Consider the following 13,900-nt stretch of genomic DNA (forward strand, 5'->3'; position numbering starts at 1 on the left):
GAGTCTACCTTCCGCGCTTGAGCGTTTTCAGTACCGCGCCCGCCTCGAACTCGGCGACGTTGCGCGGATAAATCTGCGACATCACCGCCACGATCGGACGCGTTTTCAGGATCGGGGGCGAATAGACCGGCAAACTGGGCGAGAGCCTGAACAGCGACATGGCAGACTGAGCGGCAGCCAGGTCGTTGAATGCGGTTATCCAGGGTGCGGCATGGACCACATCGAGGCGCATGCCGCCGCCCATCACCGAGTTCTTGTCCTGATCGGTCACGCCGTAACAGGCGCTGATATTGGTGTCTCCCGTTGCAGGGCATCCCGCCGATCCGATGGCGACATGTCCCAAGCCAAGCAGATGCCCCACCTCATGCACATGGGCGCGCTGCATGATCTTGTTGCCCTTGCTGTCGGTTCCCTTCTGGACCAGATTCGTATCCTTGCTGTCGAACAGCACCGAATGCGATCCAAAAAAATTCTCCGTGGCGGCCAGGCGGACGACATCGATCACGACATGGTGCGTACCAACCGTGTCGTCGTTACCGATCAGCTCGAACCGGCAGAATATATTGGGGATGAAGATCTCGGTTCCCTGCCGGAACGCGAAATCGCCCGCCCGATTGTCGAGCCAGAATTTCTTGTCCCAGAATTTCTGCGCCGAATTGCAGAAATTCAGCTTCCAGGCAGCCCAGTCGGCGGCCGTCCATTTGACGATCTGGCGCAGTGTCTCTCCCGACCTGCCATAATCCGGATAGGTGCCGGTGGCCGCCCCGGCCATCGGGTTGATCTGGCGGAATCCGATACGCAGGGTGAGCTTCAGGTCCGCATTGTTTCGTGGTGAGCAGCGGTCCGTGTCGAGCACCGCATCATAACCCGGATATCGCTTGGTAAACTTCACAGGCATCTCCCTATACTCATGGGCGCATGGCGAAGCCTTATGAGTATAGTTTGGATTGCACTCAACCCTCGGACTGCCGGGCCTGGCCCGGACACACCGAAACGCTTCGCGCGCCTGCCCGACTCTGCCGCTTATGCAGAGGGTCGCGACGAAACCCGGTGCCGATGAGAAGTCGCCAATAACCCCAATAGCCTCTCGGCCGCGATGCTGGCGCCGTCTTCGCCCGCCACCCGCTTGCCGATCGTGGCAGCGGAAGCAGAAAATCCGGGATGGTCGAGGAGGCTTTGGATCAGCGATGCCCCCTCGGTCGCGAAGCGCCGGGGCGTGGTTGAAAGTCCGACGCCGATCCGCGTGATGCGATCGGCATGATCGAACTGATCACCCATGAACGGGACGACCAGTTGCGGCTTCCCGGCCCGGAGTGCCTGTCCGGTCGTCCCGACACCGCCATGATGGATGATCGCCGCGGCGCAGGGAAACAGCAGCGAGTGCGGGGCATAGCTGCACACCATGATATCACGCGATGCCGCCGTGACCGCCTCCCCCGTCAACAATATCGCGCGCATCCCGAGTTCGGCGGCGATGGCGGCACTGTGCCGGTAGAAATCGGCCGCCGCAAAAGGGAGGAAGGAGCCGAGCGAGACGATCAGCGGTGGCGGCCCTTCCGCGAGGAAGGCAGCGAGCCCAGGATCGAGCATCGAGGGCGCGCCGTCCGCACTGTCGAACCATGGGAAGCCGGTCAATGACGCGGGCCTGGGCGCATCAGCGGGAAGCGCTGCCAGTACCGGTGAATAGGTGCCGAGCGACAGCATGGGGGGTGTGCCGGGTTCAAGGATCGGCGCCGCGTGCGATCGCGCCAGCCCATGGGCTTCGCGTACCCGATTGACGCGCCGGCCATAACGGCGACGCATCTCGAGCTTCACCGCGCCAAGGACAAAGCGGTTCCAGCCTGTCCCGATCAGGCCCAGCGGTGGCCTGGCCAGCGCGGCAAACCCAGGCGCCACTGGAGGATCGCCCGGCGAGAACCACGACATGGGCTGCAGGATGATCGAAACGAACGGGATCGCCAGTCGCTCCGCGACGATCGGCGCGGCAAGCGCGAAAGCCGATCCGACCAGCAGGTCCGCTCCCTCGGCAATCCGCAGCAGCCGATCGGTGCTGTCGGCAAGCGGCGGCAACAGCACATGGTCGATCAAAAAATGGGTATCGTCGATGACCTGGCGAACGATCATCTCGTCATCAAGACCGGTGGCGCGACCCACTTCTTCGAATGTCGGCAACAGCGCTTCGGCTTTCACGCCTGCTGCGCGGCATTTGTCGACATGGTCCTGTGGCACGGCGAGGACCGGCGATACCCCGCGCGCCTTGAGCGCAAGGGCGATGGCGATGAAAGGGTGAAGGTCGCCCAGCGAGCCAATCGTGGCCAGGACGATCTTCGGCGTCTTCACCCGCGGCCCCGATCGTACGCGCCGACCACCGCGCTAGTTCTTCAACCGCCAGCCGCCCTTGAGCAGCGCGTAGCAAAGCAGCCCGAGCGCCACGTCGATCGTCAGGATCACGATGCTGCCGATCCAGATCGGCGAATCCGCGGTGCCGAGAAAGCCGTAGCGAAAGCCCGAGATGATGTAGAAGAACGGGTTGGCGTGACTGATCGCCTGGAATGTCGGCGCCAGCTTGTCGACCGAATAGAAGGTGCCCGACAACAAGGTCAGCGGGCCGACGACGAAATTGGTCACCGCTGCGGCATGATCGAACTTTTCCGCCCAGATCGAGGTCAGCACGCCAAGCAGGGCGAGGAAGGTCGCGCCGAGCAGGCCGAACCACAGGATCGCGATGGGGTGATGCGGGAAGACATGCACGCCGGGCCAGACCAGCATCGCCAGCCACACCGCAAAGCCGACGCAAAAGGCGCGCGTTACCGCCCCGCCGACCAGCGCCGCGAGCAATTCGGCAGTCGACAGCGGCGGCATCAGATAATCGACGATCGTGCCCTGGATCTTGCCCACCAGCAGCGAGAAGCTGGCATTGGCGAACGCATTGGTCAGCATGCCCATCACGATCAGGCCGGGGGCGAGAAAATCGGCAAAGGCGACCTGGGTTCCGCCGACATGGACTGCGCTGCGGCCGCCCATCGCGACGGTGAAAACGATCAGATACAGCAAGGTTTGGATCGCCGGCGCCCAGATCGTCTGGAGCTGCACCTTGAAGAATCGGCGCACCTCCTTGATATAGAGGGTTCGAAGACCGCCCCAATTGACATTCCGGATGACAGGAACGCCTGGGGCGTTAACAACCGCCGATTGAATATGACTGGTTTCTGGGCCGAATGGGGGCTGGCTGCTCATGGCGAACGCGCTAATGACTGCCGCCGCTGCCCGCAAGCCAGTTGGCAAGATTTGAGGATTTGAGATGAGCTGGACCGACGAGCGTATCGATACGCTGAGGAAGATGTGGGAATCGGGCAGCACGGCGAGCCAGATCGCCGAAGAGCTGGGCGGCGTCAGCCGTAATGCGGTGATCGGCAAGGCGCATCGCCTTGGCCTGCAATCGCGCCCCTCGCCGGTAAAGGCCAATGAGCCCGATGCGAAAGCGGCTGCTGCCGCACCGGCCGCGCCCAAGCCTGCACCGCCCCCTCCCGCGCCCAAGCCGCCGGTCGAGCGAGTCGCAGCGCCTCCGCCCCCGCCTGCCCCCGCGCCAGTGGTGATTGCCGACGACGAAGACGAGGATGACGATGGCGAAGACGTCGCCGTTGCGCGGCCTGTCGCGGCGCCGCAGCCGATCATGCGCTCGGTCGGCCCCGGCGGCTTTCTTCGCCAGGCGCCCGGCGAGCAGCAGGCACCGATCACCCCCGCCCCGCCCCGCCGTCTGGTTCCGGCCAAGCCGTCTGCCGATATGGCAGGCAAGACCACCCTGCTCGATCTCAACGACAAGATCTGCAAATGGCCGCTCGGCCATCCGGGCGAGCCCGATTTCCATTTCTGCGGCGAGAAGGTGAACCCGGGCTTCCCATATTGCGTGGCGCATTGCGGTCATGCCTATCAGGCGCAGTTGCCGCGCCGCGACCGCCGTCCTCCGCCACCGCTGCCGTTCGGCGGCGTGCGCGCACGCTAAGCTGCTGATTCCGGGACCGCTAATACGCGGATTGCGGATTTGGGGTTCGGAACGGAGTTATCCTCTTGCTCAAGGGTGAGAGGATAACGAAGGCGTACGGATTGGACCGCTGGTTCCGGTCCGGACGCCCTTCACTCAGGTTCGCCACTACTTCGTAAGGCACTATTTCGCGCGCTCCCGAAGCGCCCGGGCCGCCCCAAGCCGCTACCCGTCTTCTGCTAGGGGAGGTGGGAAATGCGTAATTTACGCAACTCAGCTCCCTCAACCCTTTTCTCAACGGCAACCTCAGCGGACCATTATCCCTTTGTAACACAGGGATAATTGGGAATGACCTTCGCTCGCCTGCTTCGCGCCAAACGCGGCACTTCGGTCGTGGAGTTCGCGTTGATCCTGCCGCTGTTCGCCTGCATGCTGTACGGCATCCTTGGCTATGGCCAGTATTTCCTGCTCGCGCACAGTGTTCAGCAGCTGGCCAATGATGCCGCCCGTGCGACGGTTGCCGGGATGACCGCCACCGAACGGCAGACGCTCGCGTCGGCCAGTGTCGCAGCCTCGCTGCCCTCGCTGCCTCAATTGCGCGCCAATCGGATCACCACCACCACCACCGAAACTGGGCAGGTCGTCACCGTAAGTGTGCGGTTCGATGCCAGCACGGTGCCAATGTTCCGCAATACCATGATCCCGATGCCGGATCCGATGATCGAACGGCGCGCGGTCATTCGTCCGGGAGGGGTCTCATGAAAAATCTTGCTATGAAACGGCTTGTTCGCGACCAGAGCGGCGGGGTCGGCATGATCGCCGCCGCAGCCCTGCCGATGATCCTCGGCTTTGCCGCGTTCGCGGTCGATATCGGATCGGCCACGCTGGAAACACGCCGGTTGCAGGGGCTGGCCGATGCCGCCGCTCTGGCCGCCGCCGCCGACCCGCAACAGGCCCAGGCGCTTGCCCAGGCATCGGTGGCGGAAAGCGGCTGGCCGCGTGCGGTCACCGTGGTTGCGACACGCGGCGATTATACCCGCGACGCGGCCGTCGCGCCCGGTGCGCGGTTCACCCCCAGCAGCAGCGCGACCGATGCGGTTCGCGTATCGCTGCAGACGCCATCGCCAACCTATTTCGCGCGCATCTTCGGGCAACGTTCGATCCCGATCGCACGCACTGCAACCGCAGCGCGCGAGCGGCTTGCCGCGTTCAGCGTCGGCAGCCGCCTCGCCGCGCTCAATGGCGGCCTGCTCAATTCCTATCTGTCGGCTCTGACCGGCAGCAGCCTGTCGCTGTCGGTGATGGATTACAACTCGCTGGCCGGCGCCGATGTCGACCTGTTCGCGACACTCGACGCGTTGCGCACGACCGCCAGCCTCAATGCGCTGACCTATCAGGACGTACTCGACGCACGCGTCACCCGCTCGCAGCTCCTCAATGCACTCGCCAATGCGCTCGACGGCAGCAACGCCAGCGCGGCCGGCGCGATGCGCACCATGGCGACACAGGTGTCGGGGGGCAGCATCTCGCTCAACACGCTGATCGATCCAGGCACATTCGGTAGCCAGGCGTCGGGCGGCCGCGGTCTCGTCAAGGTCAACAGCATGGCCTTTGTCAGCACGGTTCTGCAGCTTGCTGCGCCCAGCCGCCAGGTCGCGCTTGATCTCGGCGCGAGCGTGGCCGGGTTGGTTTCGACCAAGGTGTGGATCGCGATCGGCGAACGGCCGGCGCAATCGCCCTGGATCGCGATCAGCGACAATGGTACGCCGATCATCCGCACCGCACAGGCTCGCATCTATACCGAGGTGCAGGTGGGCAACCTCTCGCTGCCTGTTGTCGGCAACTTGGTCGCCATCAAATTACCGCTGTTCGTCGAGCTGGCCAGTGCGGAGGCGCGGCTGAGCGGCATAGATTGTTCGACTCAGGCGAGCCGCGGGGTGACGATCGAAGCCAAGCCCAACCCCGGCCAGGCCGCGATCGCAGCCGTCAACAACACCAGTCAGCTGGCCGATTTCCAGCATCCCGTGACGCTGAGCAATGCCAAGATCGTCGATACGCTGCTGATCGACGTCGAGGGCCGGGCCGGTCTCAACCTCGGTCAGTCGGAGCCCTGGCAGACATTGCGCTTCGACAATGCCGCGATCACCGCCGCCACCCCGAAAACCGTATCGAGCGGCAGCGCAGTGCAAAGTGTCGCCGCCTCATTGGTCAGCAATGTGGATCTGACCCCGGTCATCATCGGCTTGCCGCTCCCGCTCGGCGGATTATTGTCGGCGGTGGGCTCTCAGCTCACCATCCTCGCACCCTTGGTCGACGGGTTGCTCAACACGGTCACCGGCGCACTTGGTGTCCATTATGGCCAGGCCGATGTCCGGGTGACCGGCATGCGCTGCGGCATGGCGAGCCTGGTCGCCTGACGAAAAACGGCCGCCCGCGCACGCGGGCGGCCGTTTTCCCCATTTCTACCCGGCGTTAGAAGCGGAACTGCGCCGTGGCGCGGACGCTGTGCCAGCGGAACTGGTCGCCGCTGCGCGCGAAGTCGGTTCCGGTGGCGTTGGGTGCAAGGATGAACGGGTTGGTGGCAGGCGCCGAACCGGCACCGGCGCGGACCCGGTAATCATCGTCCTTGTACTGATTGTAGAGATATTCGAGGCCGATCGAGAAATGCTGGCCGAGCTTCTGCTCGATACCACCACCCGCGACATAGCCCCAGCTGCTGTTCTTGCCGCGCTCAGTGAAGCTGTTCACGGCATTGCTGGTGGTGAAGCTGTGGTCGAGCTTGGCATAAGCCGGGCCACCGGTCGCATAGAACAGGGTCGTGTTGGCGGCATAGCCGAGACGCAGGCGGACATTGGCGTTGTAGTCGACTTCGCGCGTCATCGTATAGCTGGCGGGCGTCGTGCTGAACGCCGAGACGCTGTCGCGAATCTGGCTCTTGCCGAATTCGCCGACCAGGCCGGCGACGATGTTGCCGAACTGCTTGTCGAAGCCGATCCGCGCCGAATAGCTGATATTGTCCTTGTCGTTGCGGCAGGCGAGATTGGCGGTCGAAGTCGCGGCGCCGCCGCAATATCCCGGCGAGAAGGCATTGGCGCCACCCGAGGTGACGACCGGGTCGCCGAATTTGCCGTCGAGATTGCGGTCGAACAGGATCGTTTCATTGCCGTCATTGGGCTGGGCGTCGAAGCCGATCGTCCCGCCGACATAGACGCCGTCGAACGGCGCCTTTTCGGTATCCTGGGCAAAGGCCGGGGCGGCGACCGCGAGAGCGGCAGTGCCGGCGGCAAGGGTAAGCATGTACAGGCTGCGCATCGTGTTACTCCAAATGGTGCGTTAGCGAAGGCAGGAACGTTCGCAGTTGCAACATGGACGCGCAGTTCGTCTCATTGACGGGAGAGTGTGACAAACCAGTCACAGCACCGGCTCGCGCTTGCCCGACTGACTCCTGCTCTCCTATAGCGGGGGCATGGCCGATGATCTGTTCGCTTCCTCCACTCCCGCCGGGTCCGATTACAACGCTTCGTCGATCGAGGTCCTGGAAGGCCTTGAACCCGTTCGTCGCCGTCCCGGCATGTATATCGGCGGGACCGACGAACGCGCGCTGCACCACCTCGCCGCCGAAGTGCTCGACAATGCGATGGACGAGGCGGTCGCGGGGCACGCGACGCGGATCGAAATCACGCTCGAACCCGGCAACCGGCTGACGATCGTCGACAATGGCCGCGGCATGCCGGTCGACCCGCATCCGAAGTTCCCGGACAAATCGGCGCTCGAGGTGATCATGTCGATGCTGCACTCGGGCGGCAAGTTCGACGGCAAGGCCTATGCGACATCGGGCGGCCTGCACGGCGTCGGCGTCAGCGTGGTCAATGCGCTGTCGTCCGACACGACGATCGAAGTGGCGCGCAACAAGACCATCTACCGCCAGCGTTTCTCGCGCGGCGTGACGCTCGGCCCGCTCGAAGCGCTCGGGCCAACCCCCAACCGGCGTGGCACCTCGGTCAGTTTCGTGCCCGACGAGGAGATTTTCGGGCCGGAGATGCACTTCAAGCCGGCGCGCCTGCACAAGCTCGCACGCTCCAAGGCCTATCTGTTCGCCGGGGTCGAGATCCGCTGGAAATGCGCGCCCGAGCTGATCACGGATGACACCCCGCCAGAGGCGGTGTTCCAGTTCCCCGGCGGCCTCGCCGACCATCTGCGCGAGCAGGTCGGCACGCGCGAATGCGCCACCGCCGACTTCTTCACCGGCACGCAGGACTTTCCGAACGAGCAGGGTCGCGTCGAATGGGCGGTCGCCTGGCCGCTGTGGAGCGACGGCTCCTATAGCTGGTATTGCAACACCATCCCCACTCCCGATGGCGGCACGCACGAGGCGGGCCTGCGCGCGGCGCTGGTGCGCGGCATTCGCGGTTTCGGCGATCTGGTCGGCCAGAAGAAAGCCAAGGACATCACCGCCGACGACGTGATGGTCGGGTGCGAGCTGATGCTCTCTGTGTTCATCCGCGAACCGCAATTCCAGAGCCAGACCAAGGACCGGCTGACCTCGCCCGAGGCGACAATGCTGGTCGAAAAAGCGGTGCGCGATCATTTCGACCATTATCTCAGCCGCAACATGGAACGCGGCAAGGCGCTGCTTGGCTATGTGCTGGAGCGGATGGACGACCGGCTGCGCCGCAAGGCGGAGCGCGAGGTCAAGCGCAAGACCGCGACCTCCGCGCGCAAGCTGCGCCTGCCGGGCAAGCTGACCGACTGTTCGTCGGATGACCCCAAGGGCACCGAACTCTTCATCGTCGAGGGCGATTCGGCCGGCGGATCGGCCAAGCAGGCGCGCGATCGCAAGACCCAGGCGATCCTGCCGATCCGTGGCAAGATCCTCAATGTCGCCTCCGCGACCTCGGCCAAGATCGGCGCCAACCAGGAAATCGCCGACCTGATCCAGGCGCTCGGTTGTGGCACGCGCAAGGACTGCCTGCCCGACAATCTGCGCTACGAACGCATCGTCATCATGACCGACGCCGATGTCGACGGTGCGCATATCGCGACCTTGCTGATGACCTTCTTCTTCCAGGAAATGCCCGAGCTGGTGCGGCGCGGGCACCTCTATCTCGCTCAGCCGCCGCTCTATCGCCTGACCGCCGGCACCAAGTCGCTTTATGCGATGGACGATGCGCACCGTGCGGAGATCGAGGCCGGCGCCTTCAAGAACAAGAAGGTCGATGTCGCGCGCTTCAAGGGGCTTGGCGAGATGAACCCGATGCAGCTGCGCGAAACCACGATGGACCCGAAGACGCGCTCGATGCTGCGTATCACCCTGCCGCAGGAATATGAGGAGCGCGCGGTGGTCAAGGATCTGGTCGACCGGCTGATGGGCAACAACCCTGCGCACCGCTTCGCTTTCATCCAGGAAAATGCCGCTCGGATCGAGGAAGATGCGATCGACGCCTGATCGTGCCAATCCTGTTCGCCTCACGCGACAGTGTTCCGGCAATCGTTCCGGATAAAACCGTGCGCCTGACGGAGCCGATATGCGTTTGCTGCTTGCCCTGTTCGCCACCTTGCTCGTGCCCATTGTCGCGACCGCGCAGACGCCGCCGGCAGCATCCGTGAAGGCCGCCCCTGAACTCGAGGCAAGGATCGCCGAGCTTCCCACGCTGCTCATGGGTGGAGGCGATTATAACGCCAGTTTCTCGGCCGCCTTCCGAACCGCGGTTCCGAAAGAGACGTTTGCGACAATCGGCACGCAGCTCTCCACATCGGATGGCAAGGTTACGGGGATCGAGCGCATCACGCCGGCCAGCGCGTGGAGCGCGGTCGTACTGGTCGGTTATGAGCGCGGCATCGCGACGATGCAGATCGTGGCCGATCCGGCGCCACCACACCAGATCACCGGCCTGCTCATTACCGGCATGTCCGCACGCGAAGCGACGCTGGGTGCCGTGATCGACACGCTGGCGAAACTGCCCGGGGTGACCGGGTTCGCCTTTGCCAGGCTCGACGCGGCCGGTCCGGTCATGCTGCAGTCGCGCGCGCCGGACCGTGGCTTGGCAATCGGATCGGAATTCAAGCTGGTGATTCTCGCCGAACTGGTCCGCTCGATCTCGGCCGGCGAGCGGCGCTGGGAGGACGAGATCACGCTGGCTGGCACCGGGTTGCCCGGCGGCGCCTATATGTCGAGCCCCGCCGGGACCAAGGTCTCGCTCTATGACCTGGCGGAAAAGATGATCTCGGTCAGCGACAACAGCGCGACCGATATCCTGCTCAAGCTCGCCGGTCGCGCAAAGGTCGAAGCGATGCTCGGCACGGTCGGCATCGCCGATCCCGCGGGCATGCGGCCGTTTCTGTCGACGCTCGAGCTCTTCAAGCTCAAGGGCGCATCAGGCGGTGCGCTCGGCGAGCGCTGGGCCGGCCTTGACGAGGCGGGGCGACGCGCGCTGCTCGACGGCGACGTCGCGAGGCTGCCGGTGTCCGCCATCAATCCGGCATTGTTTGCGAGCGGCAAGCCAATCCGCGTCGGCAGCATCGAATGGTTCGCATCCCCCGCCGACATGGTTCGGGTGATGGACTGGCTGCGCCGCCACACGGAGAGCGGCCCGGCCGCTCGCGCACGGGAAATCCTGGCGAAGAATTCGGGTGTCGGCGCAGGCCCGGCGGGGCGCTGGCAGTATCTCGGCTTCAAGGGTGGCTCGGAACCGGGGGTCATCGCCATGACCTTTCTGCTGCAGGGCAAGGATGGCCACTGGTATGCCATGTCGGGAAGCTGGAACGACGTTGCCGCACCGGTCGACGAGGGCCGCTTCGCCGGACTGATGGCGCGCGCGGTGGAGCTGGCGGCGGGGAGCTAACATGCCGTGTACTGAATCCGGTCCACCCGCGCCAAGCGCAGGCCATCAGGCGTATTAAATGCTTGATATATAACTGCTTTATTGACGCATCGTCGAGGCGATGGCGGAGAGATATTTTACACGACCGGTGTAACATATCTCCGGCAGTCCACGCCTGAGCAAACCCGCCGCACGAGCGTCGAAACAGCTCGGCCCGGGCTATTCTCCACTCATTCGCCGTTGATGATAACGCAGGCGCACGACAATCCCCGCCAGCATGTGCAGCACGCCGAGGATGATGAACACCAGCGGCAGGATCGACGGCAGCGCCGGCATCGAAAAATGCCGGAACAGCACCAGCGCCAGGCCCACCAGCATAAGAATCACGCCCATATAACGGATCGGCCGCGCAATGCCGCGCAACTCCGCGCGATAGGTTGCGCGTCCTTCGGGCGTGGCCAGATCAGGCGGCGGGATCACGCGGCCTTCCACTCGTCGCGCAACAATCCCCAGATGAAGCTGTCGCGCACGCCGATATGCGTCTCCCATTCGCCGCGCAGCCGCGCCTCGCGGGTGAAGCCGAGCCGCTCGAGCAGGGCGTTCGACGCGACATTGTCGGGATCGGTATCGGCAAAGACCCGGCGATTACCTTCTTCCACGAACAGCAGGTCGAGCAGACGCGTCACCGCTTCATGCGCATAGCCCTGCCCCCAGGCGCTGCGCACAAGCATGTAACCGATCTCCACCACGCCGGTGCGGCGCTTGCCTGCGGCGATGGTGCCGATCGCCCGGTCGTCGCCCTTCAGCGTGATCGCCCAGCCGCGCCAGTCCCCGCCCTCCAGCATCGGCAGCAGATAATTGCGCGTTTCCTCGACGCTCACATGCGGAGCGCTCGACCACCATTGCATCAGCTCGGCATCGCGATACGCCTCGAACAGCGCCTCGGCATCCTCGATCCGCTGCGGCCGCATGACCAGCCGCTCGCTTTCAAACCACTGCACGTCGGTCATGTCAGGACGACATCCGATCGTCGAAGCCATCGTTGAACTGCTTGATCTCGTCGATCATTGCCGGACGGGCGCAATAATCGACCTCGAACGCCGTCAGCGGGGCAGCCGGTGGATCATCGGCCTCGCGCTTGATGCCCGGCTCGAGGCAGCGCTCCGCCGCCGCATGATTACCCATCATGTCGATTGGCGCGCGCGATGCGTCGCTGCGCCCGATCGGCCCGGCCAGCCTGGTCAGGAAATCCGTCAGGCCCTTGCGGTTGTCGATCGCATCCTGATCGCTGCCGCCCATATCCGGGGCGATGATGATCGCGGCGCGAAGCGCCTCGGCGCCCGCGAAATCGCCAATCTCCCGCAGGGCGTTGGCGGCACGCGCACGCAGTGAGACCGAGTCGACACTGTTCGCGACCGGCATGGCGCGAACCTGCGCGACAAAAGTTTCGGCATAGCGCCGCGCCTGCGCACTTGTCGGATCGGCGTTCTTCGCTTCCCAGGTCGCAGCGAGCAGCTGCCACGGCGCATCCTCATCACCGAGCCGGCTCGCCAGCCACCAGGCGAGATAATGCGGCGTCTCCGATTGGCGCAGCGCCTGATATTCGTCGTCCGCTACCAGCGGTTGGAGACGCTTGACCGTCGCCGCATCGAAGTCCCGGTACATGACCAGGCCGTTTTTCGGGCATTGCGGCAGCAATCCAGGGTTGGGCCCGGTGCCGAGCCTCATGCCGTCCGGCAATTGTCCCCAGCTCGTGGCGCTCATCTGCTCGGCGAATTCGAATTTCTCGCCACCGATCGGGCAGGTCTTGGTCACTTGCGCGAAGGTGCTCGCCGAGGCGGGCAGCGCGGCGACGAGGCACAAAGGCGCGAGAAGCGCGGCAAGGCGCCTCGCGGCGCTCACGCGGTCAGCGCTTCCACCAGCGCCTTGACCTTTTTCTGCCGCCATTGCGGCAGCGGCGCGACCAGCCAGTAACCGAGCCGGTAAGGCTTGGGGTCGCCGATCGCGACCACGCGTCCCGCCGCGATATCGGCGGCTGCGAGCAGTTCGGGCACGGTCGCCCGGCCCAGTCCTTGGGCCGCGGCATCGAGCGCGAGCCCGGCATCCCCGACCCGCACCAGCGATGTTGCGGGATCATTGACGCAGCCCGGCCACGAAATACGCGTATCGATGCCGCCGCCCGGGCGCTCGATCGTGATCATGCCTTCGGACTCGATCGCTTCACCCTCATGCTCGCCCGGGCCGTCACCCCAGCGGATCGCCAGATCGAGATTGGCTTCGGTGAAATCGACATCCTCGTCCGCCGACACCAGCACGAAGCGCAACTCGCCATCGCTGCGCGCAATCTCGGCGAGACGCGGCATCAGCCATTTCTCGGTCAGGTCGCGCGGCGCGGCGATGGTCAACGACTTGGAGGTCTGCCCCGCTTGCATGGCACGCACCGCTTCCTCGAACTGCAGGAAGCCGTGACGCAACGCCGCCAGCCCCGCCTCGCCCTCAGGCGTGAGCTCAAGCCCCTTGGTGGTGCGGCGGAACAGCACCACGCCCAGCGTGTCCTCCAACGCGCGAATCTGCTGCCCGACCGCGGCGGGCGTGACAGCAAGTTCATCGGCGGCGCGGGTGAAGGACAAATGGCGCGCCGCCGCGTCGAGCACGCGCAGGCCATTGAGCGGGAGGTGCGTCCGCTTCATGCCCCCACCGCCGGCGCGAGCAGCGCGAATTTGGGGATGTCGACATCGAACCCCGATCCGTCCTCGCCGATCATATGATAGCTGCCCTGCATCGAGCCCGTGGGGGTCGCCAGCGGGCAACCCGAGACATAGTCGAAGCTCCCGCCCGGCGCGATCAGCGGCTGTTCGCCGACCACACCCTCGCCCTCGACCGAATGGCGCGCGCCACGCCCATCGGTGATGACCCAGTGGCGGGTGAGCAGCTGCACCGCCTGCTCGCCTTCATTCTCGATACGGATATGATACGCCCAGAACCAGCGGCCGCGCTGCGGTTCGGATTGTTCGGGCAGATAGCTGACCGAAACCCGCACAACGACGCCGCGGGTTTCCGCGACATTGGGGAACAGTGCCTTCATGCCCGACAGGCC

At 64.7% G+C, this 13,900-nt stretch carries 14 protein-coding genes; 5 read left to right on the forward strand and 9 right to left on the reverse strand.

Annotated features, from left to right (window positions below):
- Window positions 1-4 precede the first annotated feature (4 nt).
- From H3Z74_RS14735 to H3Z74_RS14745, 3 genes are all read right to left on the reverse strand, one after another.
- Window positions 5-892 carry a hypothetical protein gene (locus tag H3Z74_RS14735; protein WP_187760363.1) on the reverse strand — a complete coding sequence of 296 codons (888 nt, stop codon included), beginning with the start codon at window positions 890-892 and terminating at the stop codon, window positions 5-7.
- 131 nt (window positions 893-1,023) lie between these two features.
- Window positions 1,024-2,340 carry a glycosyltransferase gene (locus H3Z74_RS14740; protein ID WP_187760364.1) on the reverse strand — a complete coding sequence of 439 codons (1,317 nt, stop codon included), beginning with the start codon at window positions 2,338-2,340 and terminating at the stop codon, window positions 1,024-1,026.
- 33 nt (window positions 2,341-2,373) lie between these two features.
- Window positions 2,374-3,237 carry an ABC transporter permease gene (locus H3Z74_RS14745; protein WP_187760365.1) on the reverse strand — a complete coding sequence of 288 codons (864 nt, stop codon included), beginning with the start codon at window positions 3,235-3,237 and terminating at the stop codon, window positions 2,374-2,376.
- Between the two features lie 64 nt (window positions 3,238-3,301).
- Between H3Z74_RS14745 and H3Z74_RS14750 the strand changes: the two genes are divergently transcribed.
- The 3 genes from H3Z74_RS14750 to H3Z74_RS14760 all read left to right on the forward strand — a co-directional run bounded on the left by H3Z74_RS14750 (window position 3,302) and on the right by H3Z74_RS14760 (window position 6,399).
- Window positions 3,302-4,003 (forward strand): GcrA family cell cycle regulator, encoded by a 702-nt coding sequence (locus tag H3Z74_RS14750; protein ID WP_187760366.1) that lies wholly within the window; start codon window positions 3,302-3,304, stop codon window positions 4,001-4,003.
- 327 nt (window positions 4,004-4,330) lie between these two features.
- Window positions 4,331-4,744, forward strand: coding sequence for a TadE/TadG family type IV pilus assembly protein (locus H3Z74_RS14755; protein ID WP_187760367.1), 414 nt, complete (start codon window positions 4,331-4,333; stop codon window positions 4,742-4,744).
- Window positions 4,741-6,399 carry a pilus assembly protein TadG-related protein gene (locus H3Z74_RS14760; RefSeq protein WP_187760368.1) on the forward strand — a complete coding sequence of 553 codons (1,659 nt, stop codon included), beginning with the start codon at window positions 4,741-4,743 and terminating at the stop codon, window positions 6,397-6,399. The genes H3Z74_RS14755 and H3Z74_RS14760 overlap by 4 nt, the downstream gene beginning before the upstream one ends.
- A gap of 55 nt (window positions 6,400-6,454) precedes the next feature.
- Here the strand turns inward: H3Z74_RS14760 and H3Z74_RS14765 are convergent, their stop codons facing one another.
- Window positions 6,455-7,294: an outer membrane protein gene (locus H3Z74_RS14765; RefSeq protein WP_187760369.1), complete on the reverse strand. Its 840-nt coding sequence runs from the start codon at window positions 7,292-7,294 to the stop codon at window positions 6,455-6,457.
- Window positions 7,295-7,448: 154 nt separating this feature from the next.
- On the opposite strand from H3Z74_RS14765, the gene parE reads away from it, so the two are divergent.
- Window positions 7,449-9,428 carry a DNA topoisomerase IV subunit B gene (gene parE, locus H3Z74_RS14770; protein WP_187760370.1) on the forward strand — a complete coding sequence of 660 codons (1,980 nt, stop codon included), beginning with the start codon at window positions 7,449-7,451 and terminating at the stop codon, window positions 9,426-9,428.
- Between the two features lie 79 nt (window positions 9,429-9,507).
- A complete protein-coding gene (locus H3Z74_RS14775; protein WP_187760371.1) occupies window positions 9,508-10,824 on the forward strand; it encodes a serine hydrolase in 1,317 nt (438 codons plus the stop codon).
- 198 nt (window positions 10,825-11,022) lie between these two features.
- Here H3Z74_RS14775 and H3Z74_RS14780 read toward each other — a convergent pair whose 3' ends face one another.
- The 5 genes from H3Z74_RS14780 to apaG are packed head-to-tail and all read right to left on the reverse strand — an operon-like array spanning window position 11,023 to window position 13,888.
- Window positions 11,023-11,283, reverse strand: a complete 261-nt coding sequence (locus H3Z74_RS14780) for a hypothetical protein (RefSeq protein ID WP_229726599.1) — start codon at window positions 11,281-11,283, stop codon at window positions 11,023-11,025.
- On the reverse strand, window positions 11,280-11,813 hold the full coding sequence (locus H3Z74_RS14785) for a GNAT family N-acetyltransferase (RefSeq protein ID WP_187760373.1): 534 nt from the start codon (window positions 11,811-11,813) through the stop codon (window positions 11,280-11,282). Before H3Z74_RS14785 ends, H3Z74_RS14780 begins: the two co-directional genes overlap by 4 nt.
- Window position 11,814: 1 nt before the next feature.
- Window positions 11,815-12,705 carry a hypothetical protein gene (locus H3Z74_RS14790; RefSeq protein ID WP_187760374.1) on the reverse strand — a complete coding sequence of 297 codons (891 nt, stop codon included), beginning with the start codon at window positions 12,703-12,705 and terminating at the stop codon, window positions 11,815-11,817.
- The gene (locus tag H3Z74_RS14795) at window positions 12,702-13,493 is read right to left on the reverse strand and encodes a LysR family transcriptional regulator (RefSeq protein WP_187760375.1); all 792 of its coding nucleotides are present in this window, start codon (window positions 13,491-13,493) and stop codon (window positions 12,702-12,704) included. The genes H3Z74_RS14790 and H3Z74_RS14795 overlap by 4 nt, the downstream gene beginning before the upstream one ends.
- Complete coding sequence (gene apaG / locus H3Z74_RS14800; protein WP_187760376.1) at window positions 13,490-13,888, reverse strand: Co2+/Mg2+ efflux protein ApaG; 399 nt, start codon at window positions 13,886-13,888, stop codon at window positions 13,490-13,492. Before apaG ends, H3Z74_RS14795 begins: the two co-directional genes overlap by 4 nt.
- Between the last annotated feature and the right edge of the window lie 12 nt (window positions 13,889-13,900).

It is taken from the genome of Sphingomonas alpina (assembly GCF_014490665.1).
GTDB classification, from domain to species: Bacteria; Pseudomonadota; Alphaproteobacteria; order Sphingomonadales; family Sphingomonadaceae; genus Sphingomonas; species Sphingomonas alpina.

Excerpts from the sequence above, each read along its gene's own strand:
- H3Z74_RS14745 (WP_187760365.1), bottom strand. The coding sequence starts at position 3,237 with ATGAGCAGCCAGCCCCCATTCGGCCCAGAAACCAGTCATATTCAATCG.
- H3Z74_RS14750 (WP_187760366.1), top strand. The coding sequence starts at position 3,302 with ATGAGCTGGACCGACGAGCGTATCGATACGCTGAGGAAGATGTGGGAA.
- H3Z74_RS14755 (WP_187760367.1), top strand. The coding sequence starts at position 4,331 with ATGACCTTCGCTCGCCTGCTTCGCGCCAAACGCGGCACTTCGGTCGTG.
- H3Z74_RS14760 (WP_187760368.1), top strand. The coding sequence starts at position 4,741 with ATGAAAAATCTTGCTATGAAACGGCTTGTTCGCGACCAGAGCGGCGGG.
- H3Z74_RS14765 (WP_187760369.1), bottom strand. The coding sequence starts at position 7,294 with ATGCGCAGCCTGTACATGCTTACCCTTGCCGCCGGCACTGCCGCTCTC.
- parE (WP_187760370.1), top strand. The coding sequence starts at position 7,449 with ATGGCCGATGATCTGTTCGCTTCCTCCACTCCCGCCGGGTCCGATTAC.
- H3Z74_RS14775 (WP_187760371.1), top strand. The coding sequence starts at position 9,508 with ATGCGTTTGCTGCTTGCCCTGTTCGCCACCTTGCTCGTGCCCATTGTC.
- H3Z74_RS14785 (WP_187760373.1), bottom strand. The coding sequence starts at position 11,813 with ATGACCGACGTGCAGTGGTTTGAAAGCGAGCGGCTGGTCATGCGGCCG.
- H3Z74_RS14795 (WP_187760375.1), bottom strand. The coding sequence starts at position 13,493 with ATGAAGCGGACGCACCTCCCGCTCAATGGCCTGCGCGTGCTCGACGCG.
- apaG (WP_187760376.1), bottom strand. The coding sequence starts at position 13,888 with ATGAAGGCACTGTTCCCCAATGTCGCGGAAACCCGCGGCGTCGTTGTG.